The sequence below is a fragment of the Rhodococcus sp. MT28 genome (assembly GCF_058792695.1).
Genome location: NZ_JBXAFD010000007.1, coordinates 1 through 20,446 on the forward strand (window position 1 = coordinate 1; position 20,446 = coordinate 20,446).

General features: G+C 60.6%; 17 protein-coding genes and 2 tRNA genes. 5 read left to right on the top strand and 14 right to left on the bottom strand.

Translation table 11 applies throughout. The features are described from left to right. From AC1Q6C_RS24910 to AC1Q6C_RS24955, 10 genes are all read right to left on the bottom strand, one after another. The coding region (locus tag AC1Q6C_RS24910; RefSeq protein ID WP_492666866.1) for a DUF222 domain-containing protein at positions 1 to 908 on the bottom strand (908 nt) is incomplete at its 3' end. Between the two features lie 64 nt (positions 909 to 972). Continuing rightward, positions 973 to 1,647 carry a response regulator gene (locus AC1Q6C_RS24915; RefSeq protein ID WP_042921920.1) on the bottom strand — a complete coding sequence of 225 codons (675 nt, stop codon included), beginning with the start codon at positions 1,645 to 1,647 and terminating at the stop codon, positions 973 to 975. Further along, positions 1,644 to 2,846: a sensor histidine kinase gene (locus tag AC1Q6C_RS24920; RefSeq protein WP_030536577.1), complete on the bottom strand. Its 1,203-nt coding sequence runs from the start codon at positions 2,844 to 2,846 to the stop codon at positions 1,644 to 1,646. Before AC1Q6C_RS24920 ends, AC1Q6C_RS24915 begins: the two co-directional genes overlap by 4 nt. 18 nt (positions 2,847 to 2,864) lie before the next feature. Beyond that, a complete protein-coding gene (locus AC1Q6C_RS24925; RefSeq protein WP_492666867.1) occupies positions 2,865 to 5,081 on the bottom strand; it encodes an MMPL family transporter in 2,217 nt (738 codons plus the stop codon). A 95-nt stretch (positions 5,082 to 5,176) separates the two neighbouring features. After that, positions 5,177 to 6,094 (bottom strand): carbohydrate kinase family protein, encoded by a 918-nt coding sequence (locus tag AC1Q6C_RS24930; protein ID WP_230358806.1) that lies wholly within the window; start codon positions 6,092 to 6,094, stop codon positions 5,177 to 5,179. 95 nt (positions 6,095 to 6,189) lie between these two features. Next, a complete protein-coding gene (locus AC1Q6C_RS24935; RefSeq protein ID WP_064689216.1) occupies positions 6,190 to 7,284 on the bottom strand; it encodes an ABC transporter ATP-binding protein in 1,095 nt (364 codons plus the stop codon). A gap of 27 nt (positions 7,285 to 7,311) precedes the next feature. Then, positions 7,312 to 8,178, bottom strand: coding sequence for a carbohydrate ABC transporter permease (locus tag AC1Q6C_RS24940; protein WP_165638834.1), 867 nt, complete (start codon positions 8,176 to 8,178; stop codon positions 7,312 to 7,314). Continuing rightward, positions 8,178 to 9,128 (bottom strand): carbohydrate ABC transporter permease, encoded by a 951-nt coding sequence (locus tag AC1Q6C_RS24945; protein WP_019748978.1) that lies wholly within the window; start codon positions 9,126 to 9,128, stop codon positions 8,178 to 8,180. Before AC1Q6C_RS24945 ends, AC1Q6C_RS24940 begins: the two co-directional genes overlap by 1 nt. After that, positions 9,125 to 10,477: an ABC transporter substrate-binding protein gene (locus AC1Q6C_RS24950; protein WP_030536581.1), complete on the bottom strand. Its 1,353-nt coding sequence runs from the start codon at positions 10,475 to 10,477 to the stop codon at positions 9,125 to 9,127. The genes AC1Q6C_RS24945 and AC1Q6C_RS24950 overlap by 4 nt, the downstream gene beginning before the upstream one ends. A gap of 63 nt (positions 10,478 to 10,540) precedes the next feature. Beyond that, positions 10,541 to 11,539 (bottom strand): sugar-binding transcriptional regulator, encoded by a 999-nt coding sequence (locus AC1Q6C_RS24955; protein ID WP_230358807.1) that lies wholly within the window; start codon positions 11,537 to 11,539, stop codon positions 10,541 to 10,543. Between the two features lie 139 nt (positions 11,540 to 11,678). Between AC1Q6C_RS24955 and AC1Q6C_RS24960 the strand changes: the two genes are divergently transcribed. Together AC1Q6C_RS24960 and AC1Q6C_RS24965 are read left to right on the top strand one after the other, a co-directional pair. Next, the gene (locus tag AC1Q6C_RS24960) at positions 11,679 to 12,689 is read left to right on the top strand and encodes an NAD(P)-dependent alcohol dehydrogenase (RefSeq protein WP_042450271.1); all 1,011 of its coding nucleotides are present in this window, start codon (positions 11,679 to 11,681) and stop codon (positions 12,687 to 12,689) included. 7 nt (positions 12,690 to 12,696) lie between these two features. Then, positions 12,697 to 14,169 carry a mannitol dehydrogenase family protein gene (locus AC1Q6C_RS24965; protein WP_042450149.1) on the top strand — a complete coding sequence of 491 codons (1,473 nt, stop codon included), beginning with the start codon at positions 12,697 to 12,699 and terminating at the stop codon, positions 14,167 to 14,169. On the opposite strand, the gene AC1Q6C_RS24970 is transcribed toward AC1Q6C_RS24965, so the two are convergent. Together AC1Q6C_RS24970 and AC1Q6C_RS24975 are read right to left on the bottom strand one after the other, a co-directional pair. Continuing rightward, positions 14,170 to 14,688, bottom strand: a complete 519-nt coding sequence (locus AC1Q6C_RS24970) for a DinB family protein (protein WP_230358808.1) — start codon at positions 14,686 to 14,688, stop codon at positions 14,170 to 14,172. Between the two features lie 2,046 nt (positions 14,689 to 16,734). Next, positions 16,735 to 16,808, bottom strand: a tRNA-Ile gene (locus tag AC1Q6C_RS24975). A gap of 177 nt (positions 16,809 to 16,985) precedes the next feature. Between AC1Q6C_RS24975 and AC1Q6C_RS24980 the strand changes: the two genes are divergently transcribed. Beyond that, entirely contained in the window at positions 16,986 to 17,183 is a 198-nt protein-coding gene (locus AC1Q6C_RS24980) for a hypothetical protein (protein WP_003941659.1), read from the top strand. Positions 17,184 to 17,314: 131 nt separating this feature from the next. Then, positions 17,315 to 17,938, top strand: coding sequence for an HAD-IA family hydrolase (locus AC1Q6C_RS24985; protein ID WP_223304513.1), 624 nt, complete (start codon positions 17,315 to 17,317; stop codon positions 17,936 to 17,938). Positions 17,939 to 17,994: 56 nt separating this feature from the next. Here the strand turns inward: AC1Q6C_RS24985 and AC1Q6C_RS24990 are convergent. Then, positions 17,995 to 18,067, bottom strand: a tRNA-Asn gene (locus AC1Q6C_RS24990). Positions 18,068 to 18,203: 136 nt separating this feature from the next. On the opposite strand from AC1Q6C_RS24990, the gene AC1Q6C_RS24995 reads away from it, so the two are divergent. Next, positions 18,204 to 18,455 carry a hypothetical protein gene (locus tag AC1Q6C_RS24995; RefSeq protein ID WP_003941570.1) on the top strand — a complete coding sequence of 84 codons (252 nt, stop codon included), beginning with the start codon at positions 18,204 to 18,206 and terminating at the stop codon, positions 18,453 to 18,455. 1 nt (position 18,456) lies between these two features. Here AC1Q6C_RS24995 and dnaG read toward each other — a convergent pair whose 3' ends face one another. Continuing rightward, a complete protein-coding gene (gene dnaG / locus AC1Q6C_RS25000; RefSeq protein WP_030536590.1) occupies positions 18,457 to 20,376 on the bottom strand; it encodes a DNA primase in 1,920 nt (639 codons plus the stop codon). Between the last annotated feature and the right edge of the window lie 70 nt (positions 20,377 to 20,446).

Genomic DNA, 20,446 nt, shown 5'->3' on the forward strand with positions numbered 1-20,446 from the left:
CTGCTCTGCGACACCGACAGCGGTCCCAGCCAGGGCATGTGCCCGACATCAAGATCAGACGGAGACTCTTCACCATCGGAGGGCGCGGCGGCGCAGTCCCGATGCTCCGCCAGATCCCGAGCATTGATGTGCACGTTCACATGCGGACGCTGACCACCATCCGTACCGGTCTTCGCGCAGTCCAGATACCGGCGGATCAGTTCGGTGAACCCGTCCGCGGTGCGTTTCGCCGCCGACCTAGAATCCGGCGTCCCATCCGGTGCTGGGGTCGGCATCGTCAGATTCGACAGGGCCGACAGCAGCATTTCACCGGTGAGAGCGTCGAAATCCCCACGCACCACCACCCGACCGTTCAAGGTCGAGGCGATCCGCAGTTCGTTCCGATCGACATCTTCGGCGGGCGGAATCTCATCGGACTCGAACAACCGCTCCAAGGTCGCGATAACGTGCCGCACCTTCGTCGTCGTCGCCTCCACCCCCGACGCAGCAGCCAACAACAAATCGATACAACGAGGGAGCGCCTCCTCCGGCATCCCCTTCGGCGGTGACTCACAGAACGCCACGATCAACACCGCGTGATCGAACGAGCAATCGCCACAATCGAACCGAGCAGCCACCGCCGGAAACGGCCGCAAAGCTGCACCCCGGGCGGCGATCTTCTTCCCGTCCCGAACCTGCAGCATCGTGTTCGCCGCCAACCATGACCCGACTCCACGGCTGGCAATCACCTGATCATCGGAACGCAACGACAACTCGTCCACCACCGCCACCCGCACCGCTTCCAGGCGCAGAATCTCCGCACTCGCCTCGACAGCAGCCTCACGCAACTCCGCAGCAGACAACCGCCACAGACGTCCACGTAACCCCACCGCAGAACCAGACACCACATCCGACAACAAGACACTCATTGAATCCCCCGATCCCCTCCCCATATCATACTCGAACACCCGTTCGAGTCAAGAGTTTTTCGAGTCAATCCACCGAGCGTCCCGGAATCACCACACCGCATTGATATGCGAGAACCACCAGTTGCGCGCGGTCGCGGACATCCAGTTTTGTCATCGCCCGATTCACATGGGTTTTTGCCGTGACCGCGCTGATCACCAATTCCGCGGCGATTTCGTCGTTGGACATCCCGAGGGCAACGAGGGTTACCACTTCGAGTTCGCGTGGTGTCAATTGACCGAAAATCCCAGAAGTCGAGTCGGCCCGCGACGGAGTGGAAAGGAACCGAGAAATCAACGCGCTGGTCGCAATCGGCGACAGCAAAGAGTTCCCACCTGCGACCGTCCGAACAGCATCGAGTAGATCCTCCGCTCGGATTCCTTTGCCGATGAAGCCGCTGGCTCCAGCCCGGATCGCCTGTGCCACATGCTCATCCACTTCGAAGGTGGTAAGGATCAACACGCGCACGTCGGTCAAATCCGGATGATCGGCAATCATGGCGGTCGCTTCGACTCCGCTGGTGCCTGGCATTCGAATATCCATCAATACAACGTCGGGTCGGTGCTCGATCGCCGCCTGGAATGCCTGCTCTCCGTCTGCCGCCTCGGCGACCACCTCCATGTCCTCTTCCGAACCGATCAGCAGCGCAAGCGTTTGACGGAAGAGCGCCTGATCGTCTGCCACTACCACCCGAATACTCACGACTCCCCACTCTCCGAACCCCTGGACACCGAGACAAGCGGCAGTTGGGCGTCCACACGAAATCCCCCGTCCGCGCGGAATCCTGCTGAGACCTCGCCTCCCATTGCCTGTGCCCTCTCCTTCATTCCCAGCAGTCCGTACCCGGGCGGTGACGTCGAAGGCACTGCCGTTCCGGAGTTTTCGACCGACAGCACCAGAACCTCGGCTTCGTACGACAACGACACGGTGACGGCCCCTGGCAACGCATGCTTGCTCGCATTCACGAGTGCTTCCTGGATAATTCGGTACGCCGTGAGGTCTACTGCTGGCCCGAGAGGGCGCAGCGAACCCACAGCGCGCACTTCGATTTCCATTCCCGCACTGACGAATTGATCCACCAGTGCCGGTAGATCCGAAAGCCCCGGAGCCGGCTTCATCGAGCGATCACCGTCCTGAGCATCACGGAGAACTCCGACCGTGGCCCGAATTTCATCGAGTGCCGCCTTGGACGTTTCCTCCACTCCGCGTAGTGCAGTCGTCGCCTTCTCCGGGTCTTTCCCGATCAAGTGCGACGCGACCCCGACTTGCAGGTTGACCAAGGCAATGTGGTGCGCGACAACGTCGTGCAGGTCTCGCGCAATCCGCATCCTTTCTTCGACGACGCGGTGTCGGGCCTCGTCCTCGCGCATTCTTTCCGCTTGCACCGCGCGCGCCTCGACGGACTCCAGATAGGCTCGGCGAGAACGGACCTCGGCGCCGGCAAAACTTGCCATCAGCAACCAAGCCAACAACCCCAGTGCCTCCTGCAGGAGATTGTTCCCCACTCCCAGGAAGATCGTGACGAGCATCAGCGAGCTGACTGTGCTCGCCGCTGCGAAGAAGGTCCTCCGGCGGTCACTCGTGCTGGCAACGTAGTAGAGGCACACCATCGCTGCGGAACCTGTGCCGGCATTCGGCGGCGCTGACAGTGCAATCATCAATACGCCGAGGAGTACTGCCACCGCCAGTGCCGAGAACGGATAGCGCCTTCGGAACACGATGGTTGCCGCTGCGATCGCTGTTACAAGCACTCCCACAACCGTGACCTCGCGGGTGTCATTGCCGTCGAGCGCGATGCGGTGCGCCGTCCACGTGGCAAGGAGCACGAGAATCGCCAGTGCCAGGTCGATGGTGCGCGGGTGTTCCGCACACCATCGACCCCACGTCGATGTCGAAGTCATCGATCTACCGTATCCGGGTCACACCGACAACTTGTCGCTCGTGGGTTCACTGGATTCCTTCGAATCTGCGAGCAGCGCAGTCAACTGCTCCCCCTCGACATCGACGTTCGGGACCAACCGGTCCAGCCATGAGGGGAACCACCATGCCCTCGAGCCCAACAGGGACATGACGGCCGGTACGACGGTCATACGAATCACGAAGGCGTCGAACAGAACCGCGAACGAGAGTCCGAGTCCGATCTGCATGATGAAGGCGTCGCCGCCGAAGATGAAGCCCGCGAAAACGGCGATCATGATCAGCGCCGCGGCCGTGACCACTCGCGCGCCCTGGTCGAAGCCCTTCACGACTGCTTCATCCGGTCCGTCACCGTGGACGAACGCTTCACGCATTCTGGTCACCAGGAACACCTGGTAGTCCATCGCCAACCCGAAGACGATGCCAATCATGAAGATGGGCAACATCGCCACAACTGATCCGGTTTGACCTTCGATTCCGAGAATGCCGGCGAACCAACCCCACTGGAAGATCGCGACCAGCACACCGAACGTCGCACCGATCGAGAGCAGAAATCCGAGAGTTGCCTTGAGTGGTACCAAGATCGAGCGGAACACCAACATCAGGAGGATGAAGGCGAGGCCGACGACCAATGCGAGGTAGGGAACCAGGGCGTCGGCCAGGCGATCCGAAACGTCGATCGTCAACGCTGTCTGACCGGTGACCGACATCGTGGCTCCGGTCTCGTCGGTCAGTGATCCGGCGACCTCACGTATATCTGCGACGAGCGCCTTTGTTGCCTCGGTTTCCGGGCCACTCGAGGGAACCACCGTGATGACTGCTGTATCGCCGGCCTGATTGAGTGCTGGCGGCGTCACTGCCGCTACGTCGGGCAGAGCGCCGAGCTTTTCCTGGGCGCCGCTCAATGCCGCTGCCGGATCTGCGGCGTCGGCAACGTCGACGACCACCATGAGCGGACCGCTGAACCCGGCACCGAACCCCTCGGATAGTCGGTCGGTAGCCCTGGCGGCAGTTGTGTCGGGCACTGGTGGGCTCGCCAAACTCAGGTTGATTCCGAATGTGGGGATCGCCAGCAATCCCAGCCCGAGGACTGACGCGAGCAAAACCGGAACTCGACGCCGGATCACGAACTTGGCCCATCGCGAGCCCGCCCCCTCCGACTGTTTCCGGTGTGTCAGTTCACCGCCGGACGCCAGCAGTCGACGATCAGACCGACTCATGACGCGCGACCCTGCAAATCCGAGTGTGGCGGGCAGCAGCGTCAGTGAAATCACCACTGCAACAGCAACTGCGAATGCTGCAGCCAGACCCATGCTCGTCAGGAACGGGATGTTCACGACGAACAGTCCTGCCAATGCGATGAGCACCGTCAACCCCGCGAACACTACGGCCGAACCCGCAGTCCCCGCTGCGCGGCCCGCAGCAATTTCTGGATCATGTCCGTCACGTAGTTCGGAGCGGTAGCGCGAGACGATGAAGAGCGAATAGTCGATCGCCACGGCGAGCCCAAGCATCATTGCCAGGACCGTTGTGCTCGAACCCAATTCGATGAAACCAGTTGCGATAGTGATCGTGCAGATCGCGATGCCGATGCCGATCAACGCGCTGATCAAGGGAAGCCCTGCTGCCACCAACGAACCGAAAGTGACCGTCAGGACCACAGCGGCGATCGCGACGCCGATCACTTCGCCCATCGATTCGGCACTGCTTTCCATCAGCACGTTGCCGGCAACATCGACTGCCAGCCCTGAATCCGCGGCGTCGTGGACGGCGGACTCGAGCAGTTCTTTCGAGCTGTCCGGCAACTCGATCGAGTCGGCGGTATAGGAGACCTGCATGTATCCGATCGTCCCGGTCGGCGACACTCCGCCGGAGGCATATGGATCCGATACCGCTGCAACCTCGGGGTCCTTCCCGAGCGCAGAGACCAAGTCACTGACGGATCGTCGAATCGCCGGATCGGTGAGCGTCGTGCCCGCCGGAGATTCGAAGACGATGCGAGCACTGGCTCCGCCGGTGGACGATTCCGGGAACCGTTCAGAAAGACGGTCCTGTGCCGCTTGCGATTCTGTGCCCGGGATCGACAATGTATTGACGGTCGGACCGGACAGCGTTGCTGCGCCTACTCCGCCCGCCACCAGCAGGACGACCCAGAAGCCCACCATTGCCCAACGGCGCCGAAACGCGAGTCGCGAGAGTTTGTACAGGAATATCGACATGCGTGTCACTGTGCCGATACACGACCCCGTCGCACATCGTGCACAGGTAGGCAGTTCGACGTACTGCGCTCGCAGTAGGGCGGTGGTCCCCAGTGCTAGACGGGCCGGCCCAACTCCCTTGACCACGGCGGATCCGCCCCGGGACGTGACACGGTGACGGCTGCCGCGCGTGCGGCAAAGGTCAACGCGGCCGACCAATCTGCCTCGGAGAACGCACGCACAACTGCGACGTCGAGTGCATCGTGACGATCAAGGTAGGCCAACAGGGCTCCGTGAACGGTATCGCCCGCACCGATCGTGTCCGCGACGTCGACCGCGGGCGCGGGCACCGAAACATCGAGTTGCTCGGTGATCAACCGCAACCCGTCACCTCCACGGGTGAGCAGGACGGCTCCGACGCCTTCGTCGAGCCACTCGGCGCCGTCGACCGAACCCAACCACTTCGCGTCGTCGTCGCTCACTTTGAGAATGTCGATGGCGGGCAACCACGAACGAAACCGTCGTCGATACGCGTCCGGGTCGGAGATCACCGCCGGACGAATGTTGGGGTCGACCATGGTGAGTCGACCGCGGGCGTGGGCTTCGTACAGCAAAGCTTCGTAGGCAGAGGCCCCGGGCTCGAGCACCAGCGACAGCGTTCCGAACGAGAATGCCCGGGCAGAGGGAAGTTTCGGCAGCGCGAACTGTCGATCTGCCGTTCCCTCGAGGTAGAAGGAATACCGCGCACCTCCGTCCGCTGCAAGGTTCACGACGGCCAGAGTTGTCGGCTCGGGCCCACGTTCGACTCCGGTTGTGTCGACATTGGACGCGGCCAGCGAGTCGATCATCCGATCTCCGAAGGCGTCGGTGGACAAGCGAGAGACGAATCCCACGTCGGATCCGAGTCGGCCCAATGCAACCGCAACGTTGAACGGTCCACCGCCCAACTTGGGCGAGAAGTTCTCCCCCACCGGAACCAGATCAACCAGTCCCTCACCACACACCACGACGGATCGTTCGCGTGTATCACTCATCGGTAGACCCTAACCTTCTCACCAGTCGAAGATGGATGTGACCTGCTCGGCACGAACGAGTTCGGGTGCCGAGCAGGTCACGAATGCGATGGGATTCAGCTACCCACACGCTCGCCCGTAGCCGGGTCGAAGAGGTGAACGAGGCCGTCCACCCGCTCGAAGCCCAGCGTCTGGCCGTACTGCAGCTTCGATCGCCCGCCGGTGCGTGCGACGAGCGAAATCGGATCGGATTCCGTGCCAGGTACGTGCGCGTAGATGTACGACTCGTTGCCCAGTTCCTCCACCAGGTCGATCTGAGCTGCGATTCCGTCTCCAGCGGCAACCACCTGGAATTGCTCGGGTCGAATTCCTACTGTGACCGAGTCCAGACCGGCCGCGGCGATTGCCGCCATCTGCTCGCGGTCCAGCGGAACCTCGACGTCACCGAAACGCACCCCACCCGAACTGACCGGCGCCGTTACCAAGTTCATACCTGGAGATCCGATGAAACCGGCAACAAACGCATTGGCCGGCCGATCGTAAAGTTCGGTCGGAGAAGCGAATTGTTGCAACTTGCCGCCCTTGAGCACTGCCACGCGATCACCCATCGTCATCGCTTCCACCTGATCGTGCGTGACGTAGACGGTGGTGGTTCCGAGACGACGCTGCAACGCCGCGATCTGCGTGCGGGTCTGGACGCGTAGCTTTGCGTCGAGGTTGGAGAGCGGCTCGTCCATGCAGAACACTTGCGGTTCACGAACGATAGCTCGGCCCATGGCAACTCGCTGCCGTTGACCACCGGAAAGCTTGGCCGGTTTGCGGTCGAGATAGTCAGTCAGGTCAAGCAGTTTGGCCGCTTCGGCCACTTTCTTCTTACGCTCCTCGACGGGCACACCGCGCATCTTCAACGCGAACCCCATATTTTCGCCGACGGTTTTATTGGGGTACAGCGCGTAATTCTGGAAGACCATTGCGATGTCGCGATCCTTGGACGGGACATCGGTCATGTCCTTGCCGTTGATGGTGATCGCACCGGAATCGATGTCCTCGAGCCCTGCCAACATGCGCAGGGCCGTGGACTTTCCGGAACCTGACGGACCGACGAGCACGATGAACTCCCCGTCCTTGATGTCAAGATCGAGTGAATCTACAGCGAGGGTCCCAGCACCTTCGTAGATGCAAGACGCTTTCTGGTAAGAGATTTCAGCCATGACGAACTCCTGAGAGGGTGAGGAGAATTATTTGATTGCACCGAAGGACAGGCCGCGCACCAGTTTGTTCTGGGCGAACCAACCGGCCAGGATGACGGGCAATGCCGCCATGGTCGCTGCCGCGGAGAGCCGAGCCCAGTACAGTCCCTCGCCGGTGATGAACCCGACCAGGAAGACCGGAATCGTCTGCGCTTGAACAGCTGTCAGGTTGACTGCGAAGAAGAATTCGTTCCACGAGAAGATCACGCAGATCAGCGCAGTCGCAGCAATTCCGGGCGAGATCAGCGGGAGGATCACCTCGCGAACCGAGGTCCACAAACTCGCGCCGTCCATGCTGGCAGCTTCGAGAAGTTCGCCGGGGACTTCGAGAAAGAACGAACGCATCATCCACACTGCAATCGGCAGATTCATCGATGTGTACAAGATGACCAGCGCCCAGATGTTGTCGAGCAACCCGATGTCGTTGACGATCACGTACAGCGGCACGATTGCAGCGACGACTGGGAGCATCTTGGTACTGATGAAAAAGAACAGAACGTCCTGAGTCTTGACTACCGGGCGAAGCGACAATGCAAACGCAGCCGGAACACCCAGTAGCAGAACAAGAATCGTCGACATGGCCGTCGCAAATGCGGAGTTTGCCAGCGTCGTGCCGAGACCGGAGTCGAGGACGGCACGGAACTGTTCGAGGGTGGGAGTGAAGAACAGCTTCGGCGGATCCGTGTAGGCGTCTGCCTCGGTCTTGAACGCGGTGAGGACCATCCAGAAGACCGGGAAGAAAAACCCGAGAGCGGCGATCCACGCCACAACCGACCACGGACTGAACTTGCTGCTCTTCTTTTTCTTGACGACGGGCTTGTCGGCCGTCGCGCTTGTCGTCTCTACGGCAGTCATCACGCCGCCTCCTCGTTGCCGGTGAAGCTCTTGAAGATCAATCGGAGCGCAAGTGTCGACACGATGATCGTCGCGATCACTGTTACGACACCCATCGCCGCAGCTTGACCTACGTCGAAGCCGAGGAACGCGCGCTGGTAGATGTAGAACGGCAGGTTCGAGCTGGCCACGCCGGGCCCACCCGAGGTCATCATGTACACCGCGTCAAAGGTGTTCACGAGGTAGATCGCACCCAGAACTGCACCGAGTTCGATGAAGCGGCGCAGGTGCGGCAACGTCAGTTCGCGGAACATCGCAAACGGCTTGGCTCCGTCCACTCGTGCGGCTTCGAGAATGTCTCGGGGCATGGACTGCAAACCGGCCAGAATGAGCAGCATCATGAAGGGCGTCCACTGCCAGATCAGATTGATCATGACGGCGGCGAGCGGAAACTTGCTGACCCAGTCGACCTGGCCGACGCCGAAAGGCTGGAGGACAAAGTTCACGATACCGAACACCGGGTCGAACATTGTTGTCTTCCACAGCAATGCGCCGGCGACGGGAGTGATGAGAAACGGCGTGATCAGCAGTGTCCGGACGATGCCCCGACCAAGGAATGCGCGGTCGAGTAACAGCGCCAGCGCGAGTCCGAGGATCACGGAAACGATGACGGTTCCCACGATCATGATGACCGTGTTGACCGCGACTTCCCGAAACTGACTGTCCTTGAAAACCTCTATGTAGTTGTCGAACCCGTTGAAGTGCCGCGATCCCGGCCGGACTAGGTTCCACGACTGCGTCGAGTAGTAGAGGGTGAACAGAAACGGAATCTGGGTGACGACGATCGAGAAGATCAACGCCGGCAACAGGGGACCTCTACGACGCCAACCCTCGGCGCGGGAGATCTTCTTTTCGACACGGACCGGTGGCGCGTCGTCCACCGTAGTTCTGGGCTCGGCAACCGTAGTCATCGGTTCTCCTGATAGGTCTTGCCGACCACCTCGGCATACTGCTGGGATTGTTCGAGTGCTTCTTTCACGCTCTTCTGACCCGCGATGGCCGCACTGATCTGCTGGCTGACGCGAGTGCCCAGGTCCTGAAACTCAGGGATGGTGAGGAACTGGACGCCGGTGTACGGAACCGGTTGCACTGTCGGGTTTTTCGGATCTGCATTGTTGATCGATTCGAGGGTGATCGGACCGAATGCCTGTGCGGCCTCTTGATATTCCGGAATCTCGTAGGTCGATAGGCGACTTCCCGGAGGAACTCTCGACCAGCCGAGTTCGGTTCCGACCTTCTGGATGTAGTCCTTGTTCGTCATCCAGGAAATGAACTTCCAGGCGTCATCTTTGTTCTTTGCCGACTCCGGGATTCCGAGCGCCCACGTGTAGAGCCAACCAGGATCGGACTTCTCGACCTTCGGGGCCTTCGCATATCCGATGTTGCCGACTACCTTCGACGACGCAGGGTCCTCGAGAACCGACACAGCCGACGTCGCGTCGTACCACATCGCCGTGTTGCCTTGCGCGAATTGTGTTGCACATTCACCGAATCCGCTTGTGGCAGGACCCGGCTGACCGTGCTCCTTGACCGTGTCCACGTAGAACTGAACCGCATCCTCGACCTGCGGACTGGTCAGCTGCGCATTCCAATTCTCGTCGTACCAGCGTCCACCGAAGGTGTTGATCACGGTGTTCAGCGGTGCGAGTACCTCACCCCAGCCAGGCTTTCCGCGCAAGCAGATTCCCGCCATCTTGGCGTCCGGGTTGTCGAACTGTGCTGCCCAACCTGCAACTTCTTGCCACGTCGGGTCTTCGGGAACTGTAATCCCCGCCTGATCGAACAGATCCTTGCGGTACATCAGGAACGACGACTCCCCGTAGAAGGGGACCGCGTACATACTGTCCTCGTACGACAGAGAAGTCTTGATCGACGGTACGAAGTCGTCCTCGTCGTAACCGGGCGTCGTGTCTGCATAGTCGGACAGGTTCGTGAGCCAACCGTTGGCGGCCCACTGAGGTGTCTCGTAGTTGCTGATCATCACGACGTCGAACTCACCGCCGCCGGTTGCCGTCGACGCCGTGATCTTGGCGCGCGCCTGGTTCTCGGAAAGGCTGACGAATTTGAGGTCGATGCCAGGGTTCTCGGCTTCGAAAGCCGGCGCCAGTTTGATGGCGTCCTGCATCTGCGAGTTCGACACCATCGCGATGGTGACTGTTCGTTCGCCGGAACCACCGAGCGCACCAGCGCCCGCACATCCCGACACCAGGAGGCAGAGCGCCGCCGCGGCAGCGCCCCACACTCGTCTTCCTGTTTTCACGGATTACCTTCCTTCACACTTGCGTGTCAGTCGCGCGCTCGGACCGCGAAACTCGTGAGATCGCTAGCCTTCGAGCAGCCACTGGGCGCACTCGACGTCGGTGACGAGTACGTTTGCCAAACCTCCGCGCAATGCGCCCAGAACGGCCTGGCGTTTGTGTGTTCCTCCCGAAATCAGAATCGTCTGATCGCAGGATTTCACTGCGTCGAGCGATACGGAGACCGTTCGCTCAGGTAGTGGCCCCTCCACTGGATTGCCGTCGACCGAGTAGAAACGGCCGCCGATTTCACCGACAGCGCCTCGACTTTCCAACTCGTCCAGCATGGTCGAGTCGACGAAGCTACCGGCAAACAAGGTCGTCGCGGTCGAGACGGCACCGACTCCGAAAACCATGATGTCGGAATCAGTTCCGGCTTGCAGCGCCTTCGAGATCACCGAGTCGTTTCGCATCGACTCCACGGTCGCCGGGTCGGCATACAGCGGAGCGTTGAGACGAATAGGATTGGCCTGCAACTGTTGTGCACATCGGCCGATGGTGAAGTCGACACCGGTTTGGTAGTCGGTCACCGTCATGGAGCCGTCAAGTTGTACCACAGCCGAGCACTTCGCGGCCTTGTCCGGCAAAGATCCTGCTACCGCAACGGTTTCCGGACCCCAGGTAAACCCGAGAACGCTCGAAGGCTGCAGACGACGAACCAGAACTTCCGCTGCTCTTCGACCGAGTGCGTCGAAGTCCGGGTCGTCCGCATCCGAAATCGCTTCGGGGACGATCAACACTTCGGCCAACCCGAAGTGCTTCTCCAGCTTCGATTCCAACTCCGTGTTCACCGAACCTTCGAGCTCCGGCGGTACCAAAATCTCGACCCTGACCAAACCTTGCGTCCGCGCCCTGGCCAACAGTCGCCCGGCTGTCGGCCGCGAGACGCCCAATTTCGCTGCAATCTCCGCCTGAGTGGCACCTTCGAGGTGATACATGGTCGCTGCCCGCAAGGCGAGCCGCACATCTTCGGAAGCGGGCAACTTCGACGTCTTGAGTCCTGTGGGCTGAGCCGACTGGTTCACGCGGTCTCCTTGTGCATCAGGTTCAAAGTTTCTTGATCGTGAGCAAATGCTCACTAGATGTTCTTATGCTCATTAAGCTAACATCTACGTTGTGACCCACACAACAGTTTCCGGAGAATCCGTCGATCTACCTGCGACAATTCGGGCAAATGTCCTCGTCGAGACCGGAAAGATGCAGATGGTCGAGAGACCACGACCGTCCCCGAAGGCGGGTGAAGTCCTCGTTCGCATCCATGCCGTGGGCGTGTGCGGGTCGGACGCGCACTACTTTCACGAAGGTCGCATCGGCCCTTACGTAGTCAACTCACCGCTCGTTCTCGGACACGAAGCATCGGGACGCATCGCTGCGGTCGGTGACGGCGTCGACCCAAGACGCATCGGGCAGCGTGTCTCCATCGAGCCTCAGAAGCCCGATCCGACAAGTCCCGAATCCAAGGCAGGCAGATACAACCTCTGCCCTCATATGGAGTTCTTCGCGACGCCGCCGATCGACGGTGCGCTGACCGACTACGTCACGATCGGTGCCGACTTCGCCCATCCCATCGCAGATTCCGTGTCCTACGAGGCAGCTGCGCTGTTCGAGCCACTCTCCGTAGGGATCGCCTCAGCCCAGAAGGCGGGGATCACTGCCGGCTCTCGGGTGTTGATCGCCGGCGCCGGCCCGGTAGGAATCGTGACGACGCAGGTGGCCAAGGCATTCGGCGCGACGGAAGTCATCGTCTCGGACATCGACGCGGCCCGGCGTGATGTGGCACTGAAATTCGGCGCAACAACCGTCGTTGATCCACGTGAGAGCGACGTACGCTCGCTGGCCGTCGACGCATTCATCGACGCGTCGGGTGCCACGGCCGCAGTGATCGACGGGATTCACGCAGTTCGGCCCGCTGGAACCGTCGTTCTGGTCGGAATGGGTGCCGACGAGATACCGTTGCCGGTCCCGATCATTCAGAATCGCGAACTGATGCTGACCGGAGTGTTCCGGTACGCCAACACGTGGCCGATCGCCGCCGCATTGGTCGCTGCCGGGCGCGTCGATCTGGACTCGATGGTCACAGCACGCTTTTCACTCGAACAGTCGCAAGAGGCCCTGGTGGCCGATCGCATTCTCGGCAGCATCAAAGCCGTAGTCATCGTCGCCGAAGGAGACTAGTACTTTCATGGAACTCAATACGAAGACCCTGTTCGACTTCGATGCTGCACTCGAAGTGCCGAACTACGACCGGAGCAAAGTCACTACTGGCATAGTGCATTTCGGTGTCGGAGGCTTTCACCGTGCACACCAGGCCATGTACATCGATGATCTCCTGCGACGCGGTGAGGGCTTCGACTGGGGAATCTGCGGAGTGGGAGTGATGCCGTCGGACAAGCGGATGAAAGACGCTCTCCGCGCGCAGGACTGCCTCTACACGCTGGCGCTCAAGCATTCTGACGGAACCCTCGAGGCCCGGGTCATCGGGTCGATCGTCGAGTACCTGTTCGCTCCGGAGGATCCGGAGGCGGTGATCGAAAAGATGGCATCCGAATCGACGAAAATCGTATCTCTCACCATCACCGAGGGCGGATACAACATCTCGCACACTACGGGTGAGTTCGACGCGTCCGATCCCGATGTAATGCACGATCTCGAGCCGGGAACACTCCCCCACACCACCTTCGGTCTGATTTGTGCGGCACTCGCACTCCGTCGCGACCGGGGCCTCGCCCCGTTCACGATCATGAGTTGCGACAACATCGAAGGCAACGGATCGGTCGCCAGGACGGCAGTCGGAGCGTTCGCCGCCCTGAAGGATCCCGAACTTGCGGAGTGGATCGACGAGAACGGCGCCTTCCCCAACTCCATGGTCGACCGGATCACACCCGTCACGACAGCCGAGGTGACCACCGAGATCGCCGAGACGTTTGGCGTGGAAGATCAGTGGCCGGTCGCGGCTGAGCCGTTCACCGCGTGGTTCCTCGAGGACGAGTTCACCTCAGGCAGGCCACCTCTGGAGAATGCCGGCGTCAATCTCGTGCCGGATGTTCGCCCGTACGAACTGATGAAACTGCGCCTTCTCAATGCCGGCCATCAAGGCATCGCGTACTTCGGCTACCTTGCCGGATACCGCCTGGTCCACGAGGCATGCCAGGACGAACTCTTGTCGGGGTTCCTGCTCGACTACATGAATCTCGAAGCGACGCCGACCCTTGACCCGGTACCCGGCGTCGACCTCGATCAGTACAAGAAGACCCTCATCGAAAGATTCTCGAACCCCCAGATCCGCGACACGATTGCACGTCTGTGTGCCGAGTCGTCCGATCGAATTCCCAAGTGGCTGTTGCCCGTCATCCGGAACCAACTCGACACCGGTGGGTCGATCAACCTGTCCACCGCAATTGTCGCTAGCTGGGCCCGCTACGCCGAGGGCACAGACGAGAACGGAGATCCCATCACCGTCGTCGATCAGCTGTCGGACACTCTGGTGCCGCTCGCCCAGAAACAGTCGAGCGACCCGTTGGCCTTCATCGGGTACCGCCAAGTGTTCGGCGATCTCGTGGACGATCGCCGATTTGTCGCTAGCTTCCGAAAGACCCTCGACTCATTGCACTCCGTCGGAGCCAGAAGAACCCTCGAGGAGGTGCGCGGGCTCTGACTACACCGAGACGTCGTACAGGTGATGGATCGGATCGTGAATGAAGTAGGCCGCCAACGATTCGACGGTGAACGCCGATCCGTCACTGCGGAGACCCCGTCGTTGGCGGCTACCCTCTGGCACGGTTTCGAAGGCATTCGCGACCTCCGCCGCGGCGTCGGACAATTCCGATGCCACCTTTGCCGGATCTTGGTCGTTGTACCGCTCGGCCTCGGCTGTTGCGTCCTGATCCCAGTTCTCGAATCGCGGATCGTCGAATTCGAGCATCTGTTCCAACCGCACCTTGAAGATCCGGAACACGTCGCGTACGTGGGCGGAATACTCCAGCGCTGACCATGTTTCGCTGTCCGGTCGCTCCGTCACATTCTCGCGCTCCAGTACCTCGGCCCACGAGACGGCATTGCTACGCACAAGATCTGGAACATCCGCGAACGCCACAGCGGACGAATCAAACCCGCACTCGGCGCATGGGCGTTCGAGGACCCAGGTCCAGTTCTTTGTATCCGGGGTGATCGGCATGGATCGAGAATAGTCCGCCAGGGCGGGGTCAGTCTGCTTCGATTGGCCGATGAAGCGAATCATGATCGCTATTGCGACTCCATTCGTGCTGATGCTTACTTCGTGTGGCGGGGACGGGGGCGACGCCGAACCACACGAACTCGCCTTCACATGCGACGACGCACATGCGTACCTCGAAGTTTTCGGGACGGTCGAGGCGGCGTTGGCCCGGCTACAGAGCCCTGGATGGAACGATGTCCCTGAACTCGCGGGTTCCGCCAGCGCCTGGGCAGCGTTCACACCACAACAGCAGACTGCGATAGTCAATTCACTTCATGCGGCTTCCCGAGGTGAATGTTGATCCGTATTTCGGTGCCGGTATCCGGCATCTGACTCCGTCGACAAGATTTGCCGGTCGATACTCGGATCGGCCGAAGAACTGGACATACTCCGACTGATCCCACGTCGCCGATCGATCGAGTCCGCGATGACATGAGCGGGCCGCACGACGACTGGAGAGGATTCGACGCTGAGGCGCGTGAGCGCACCAAGAAGCCTTCGAAGCAGCGGAATCGGGATCGTGCGACTGAGCAACGCCGGAGGCCTGATTCGCCGGTCGCACAACAGAATTACAAACGACGACGTAACTACGTCATTCCGTTCGTGACAAAATACTCGTTCGTCGGCGACGGACCGATCACTTCGATTTCCTCGACGGGTCTCGTCGCCCCTCACGTGAAGGGCGTCGAGTCGACATGTACCCCTTCCGAACGCAGTAAATGCTCGGCCGCACAAATCAACAGGGAAAGGGATTCGTACGAGAGTCCCTCGATCGCATGCATCAGCCTGTCAGGCGCCGGAATCGACCGGTCGACCGGCGAACCCTCGGATCTCCGCACAGAAAGCACGGTCGAGAGTTCTCGTTGATTCACCACCTGACCTGCGCTGTTCGCTCGCTCGAACATGGCATTCAGCCGCTGGACCAGTTCCTCACCTTCAGCTGATCGAATAGTGTTGCCGAACAGCCTGTTTCCATGATCGGCTTCGACACCAGGCCCGATCGAGTTCTTGATTGTCACAGTATGTTCTCCGTTACGTTGGTCTGTCAGGTTGATCAGGGGTGCGACCCGGCGCAATTCGCAGAGCCTTTATCCGTGCCGCCCAACGGCGTCGCGTCCATCGACAGCAGACGAATCTCCCCCGGCGCCCATCGGCTTCCGGTAGCGAGACCTTGAAGTTGCTGTTCACTTGCAGTTCGTCGTTACACTTTAACAATAGTTGTAACGCATCGACAAGTGTTTTGTTCCGATTGCCCGGTTTTGCACCCGATCGAGGCGACTACTGAGCTCTCGCGGGCTGCGGATTCTGCAATTCACGAAGCTCGGCAAAGTGGGTCCGACGCAGACAAGGACGGCGAGACAGCCCTGGTTGGCTCTCGTTTCCAGTGATCGAGCACGAAGTCCTCAATGGTGATGACCCAAGTCCGACAGCGCTTTTCAGACAGAGAAAGGGCCCCGCAGTTGCGGGGCCCACTATCGTTGCCGTTCCTCGCGTGGAGTCGTTTCCGACAGTCGGCTGCCGGTCAGCGCGTCAACATTTGGGTGCAGCCGAGCCGCGGGGGGACGGCTCGACTGCCTTGTACCTACACCGGTAGGCACGTCTAAAGCGTGACACTTCTGTACGTCGAGCACATACGCTGAAATACCCGGATAGGTACCTACTTTTCCTTCACGTCCGGCACGTCGCTCGCTCGGTTGCGCCCAATTGCACTGCGCTCCCGATACTTGTCGAGGATTGGGTATCCGGATCCGAGACTTTCACCTCGTCCGAGATCGACGATCGCGGTACGACATTTACTTGTGTAGCCACGAAGGATCAACTCAGCCGTACCCGCATGCGCGTTGCGTGCGATTCAATACCAACTACGTGTGGGCAACTGCACCAACAACCTGTGGGCAACTGCCCTGTTGATTGCACTCTGCGCACTTGTCGCCGTTGCGATCGTCGGCAGCATGACTTTCGACAAAAGTCATTGGGTCTGACCTGCGGGCTCACGGCAACTGAATGTGGGGCGGGCGGGGCTCGAACCCGCGACCAATGGATTATGAGTCCACGGCTCTAACCGACTGAGCTACCGCCCCATCCGGATGCGATGCATCGCGGCGAATCCGAATGTTACCGGCACATCCGACGCGGATCACAATCGGGCAGGCGGTGACGCGTTGCACTCTTTCGAGTCGAGTCTTCCAAGGTTGGTCGGCACAGGCGCGATGAGCCGATACCGTGGGAGTGCACACCCCACGGAACAGGATCACCACATGAAGCTTGCACTGACCGAATTCAAGAACTCGAAGGCCACGATCCGGATCATCATGTCCGACGGCGCGAAACTGAACGGCACCGTCACCGATTTCACCGAAGACACTCTCGTTCTCAATTCTCCGAATGGTGTCTACTACATCAACCCCAGCCACATCATCCGGCTGTTCGAGCCGTCGGATCGCGCAGCGAAGTAGGCGCACCGGTCAAACAGTTCGACGGTTCCACCGAAAGCCCGACGCAGACACTTGCGTCGGGCTTTGGTGTATCTGTCGCCAATATCTTCGCGTCGCGTTCACGGGTGCTGATGCCGCCTATCCTCTCCGACATGGCGAACGACAGCGGACCACCTGAACTCGTGTTGTTCGACTTGGGCGGTGTGCTGTGTCGATTCGAGCCTGACCGTCGCGCCGCAGAACTGGCTGCGGCCATCGGCGTCACGGAAGACGAGATTCATGCCCTCGTGTTCGCGTCCGGGTTCGACCAGGAATGCGATCTCGGCATTCACTCCGAAACCGCGATCCTGGAACGCTTTCGACGACTCGGGTTTCCTGGTGACCGCGACGAGCTACGCCGAGCCTGGGCCAAGGCCTTCATCCCGGACCGCGCGGTCATCGATCTCGCAATCGCGCTTCGAAGCGAGGGGGTCGTGGTCGCCACACTCTCCGACAACGGACCTGTTCTCTTGGCCGCCATCGAGAGTGTCGTAACTCCATCGGCAATCGACGAGCATGTTTTCTCCTGCATGCTCGGAGCTACCAAACCCGAACCTGCGGCCTTCCTGGCTGCGCTGGAGTTGCTCGATGCGCGTCCACAGCAGACCTTCTTCGTCGACGACAACCCGGTGAACGTCCTCAGCGCTCGACGGCTGGGAATTCGCGGCGAACAAGCAAACAAGGCGGCAGACGTCGAATCGGCACTTCGATCGGTGGGTCTGCTGCGAGCGCACTAGGTCAGATCAAAACAAGAAAGCCCCCCACCCGATTTCTCAGGTGAGGGGCTTTGCTGCTCCCCCGGCTGGACTCGAACCAGCAACCGTCCGATTAACAGTCGGAAGCTCTGCCAATTGAGCTACAGGGGATTGTCTTGCTCGCTTCGCCCGTTCCGGCGTTGCCTGAGAAACTGTAGCGAATCCTTCACCGAAGTACCAAATCGCCTGCCCAGCGAGTCATCAGGCAGGATGGAGTCAGGACGATCGGTGCTGGAGGGAAGCAGGAATGATGCGTTTGTTGATCGGTGTTGCAGCTGGGTACGTCCTGGGAACCAAAGCGGGCCGCGCACGATACGAGCAGATCAGCCGGGCCGCGAAGGCGGTGGCCACCAGTCCGGCCACCAAGAAGGTGTTGGACGCGTCACGGCAGAAGCTGGCCGACTCACTGAGTACTCAGCCCAAGCTCGAGCCGATGAAGCCGATCAACGAGGAGACTACGATTCTGGTCCCCCACGACCAGTTGAAGAAAAACCGTTAGGTCAGACGCTTTGGTCGCCGACAGCCTGCTCACGCAGCTGTCGGCGATACTGCTCCAGCGCCACGAGGTCGCCGAACAGTGAGTTGTACTCCTCGGGGGCTGCAGCAGGTGAAACGCGCTGAAGCTTGGATTTGAGGTCGGCAACCTGCTCGCCCACCCACGCTTCCTGCAGTCGTGCGAGCACTCCGTTGATGTAGCGCGGAACCGTGTCTTCGTCACACGGCATCGGTTCGACGGCCAGCTCAGATACAACCGAGGCCACCGTCATGTCTTCGACGCCCTTGGTAACGACTTCGATCCACTCGGCGCCGCCGAGTCCCTTGCTCGTTCCACCGGCGTCAGCCATTGCCTGTCTGATGACAACGTAGGCGGGGTGGGTGAACGTCTCGGGCGGCAACGAGTCGAAGACACTGCCGGCGATGCCAGGGTGCTGCAATGCGGCCTTGAGGACAGCTCGCTGCGTCGAGAGCGCGGGATCGTTGGGCCGGGGCCTGGAGATTCCGATCGGCAGCGCAAGCGCATCGGCAGCAGGTTGGTCGACAACCTGACGACGCTTGGGCGCCGGTGACGATCCACGCGTCGACGCCCGTTTGCGAGCTTCGTCACGCACGCGTCGTCGAACCGACGGAAGATCGTCCCAACCGACCCATCCGCACAACAGATTCGCGTAGCTGTCGCGCAGAGTTGATTCCTTGATCTGCGCAACGACGGGCACGGTACGACGCAGTGCCTCGACACGACCTTCAGCGGTCTCCAGATCGTGTTCGGTGAGGATGGACTTCACCACGAACTCGAACATCGGAGTGCGCCGTGCCACGAGGTCGCGAACGGCGGCGTCACCAGACTTCAGTCGCAGATCGCACGGGTCCATTCCGTCGGGCGCGACGGCGACGAACGTCTGCCCGGCCATCTTTTGATCACCCTCGAACGCCTTCATCGCAGCGGCCTGCCCCGCGGCATCACCGTCGAAGGTGTAGATGATTTCACCGCGAAAGTAGCTGTCGTCCATCAGGAGTCGACGGAGCATCGCAAGGTGCTCCTCACCGAAGGCGGTTCCGCACGAAGCGACGGCGGTCTTGACGCCGGCCAAATGCATCGCCATGACGTCGGTGTAGCCCTCGACGACTACCGCCTGGTGTCCCTTGGCGATGTCGCGCTTGGCGAGGTCCAAGCCGAACAAGACCTGAGACTTCTTGTAGAGAATCGTTTCCGGCGTGTTGACGTACTTACCCGGCATGGTGTCGTCGTCGAAGAGCTTGCGGGCACCGAAGCCGATGACGTCACCGGCGACGCTGCGGATCGGCCACAGAAGTCGGCGATGGAACCGGTCGATCGGACCTCGCCGGCCTTCTTTGGACAGCCCGGCTGCTTCTAGTTCTTTGAACTCGAAACCTTTGGACATCAAGTGTTTTGTGAGTGTGTCCCAACCTTCTGGCGCGTATCCACACCCGAACTGCAGGGCCGCTGCACCGTCGAAGTTTCTCTCGGTGAGGTAGTCGCGAGCCGCCTGGGCATCGGGTTCGCGCAGACGAGCGGCGTAGAACTCCTGAGCCGCCGCGTTTGCTGCGATCAAGCGTGCACGGGTGCCGCGATCGCGCTGAACGGACGGTCCGCCGCCCTCGTACGAAATCGTGTAGCTGAGTCGATCCGCCAACTGCTCGACGGCCTCTACGAAGCTGATGTGATCCATCTTCTGCAGGAACGAGTACACGTCACCACCCTCACCGCAGCCGAAGCAGTGGTAGAGGCCGTGGTTGGGTCGCACATGGAACGACGGCGACTTCTCGTCGTGAAAGGGACACAGACCTTTGATCGAATCGCCACCGGCACGCTTGAGTGAAACGTATTCACCGACGATGTCCTCGATGCGAGTGCGTTCGCGAATGGCCGCGATGTCTCTGTCAGAAATTCGGCCCGCCACGTACATCAGTCTAGGCGGTCCCCCGGCACCTCCTGACAACGATATGTTGATGGCCGACTCTGCACCGCAG

Coding starts and splice junctions, on each gene's coding strand:
- AC1Q6C_RS24920 (WP_030536577.1), bottom strand. CDS start 2,846: ATGACTTCGACATCGACGTGGGGTCGATGGTGTGCGGAACACCCGCGC.
- AC1Q6C_RS24925 (WP_492666867.1), bottom strand. CDS start 5,081: ATGTCGATATTCCTGTACAAACTCTCGCGACTCGCGTTTCGGCGCCGT.
- AC1Q6C_RS24930 (WP_230358806.1), bottom strand. CDS start 6,094: ATGAGTGATACACGCGAACGATCCGTCGTGGTGTGTGGTGAGGGACTG.
- AC1Q6C_RS24935 (WP_064689216.1), bottom strand. CDS start 7,284: ATGGCTGAAATCTCTTACCAGAAAGCGTCTTGCATCTACGAAGGTGCT.
- AC1Q6C_RS24940 (WP_165638834.1), bottom strand. CDS start 8,178: ATGACTGCCGTAGAGACGACAAGCGCGACGGCCGACAAGCCCGTCGTC.
- AC1Q6C_RS24945 (WP_019748978.1), bottom strand. CDS start 9,128: ATGACTACGGTTGCCGAGCCCAGAACTACGGTGGACGACGCGCCACCG.
- AC1Q6C_RS24965 (WP_042450149.1), top strand. CDS start 12,697: ATGGAACTCAATACGAAGACCCTGTTCGACTTCGATGCTGCACTCGAA.
- AC1Q6C_RS24970 (WP_230358808.1), bottom strand. CDS start 14,688: ATGCCGATCACCCCGGATACAAAGAACTGGACCTGGGTCCTCGAACGC.
- AC1Q6C_RS24980 (WP_003941659.1), top strand. CDS start 16,986: ATGAAGCTTGCACTGACCGAATTCAAGAACTCGAAGGCCACGATCCGG.
- AC1Q6C_RS24985 (WP_223304513.1), top strand. CDS start 17,315: ATGGCGAACGACAGCGGACCACCTGAACTCGTGTTGTTCGACTTGGGC.
- AC1Q6C_RS24995 (WP_003941570.1), top strand. CDS start 18,204: ATGATGCGTTTGTTGATCGGTGTTGCAGCTGGGTACGTCCTGGGAACC.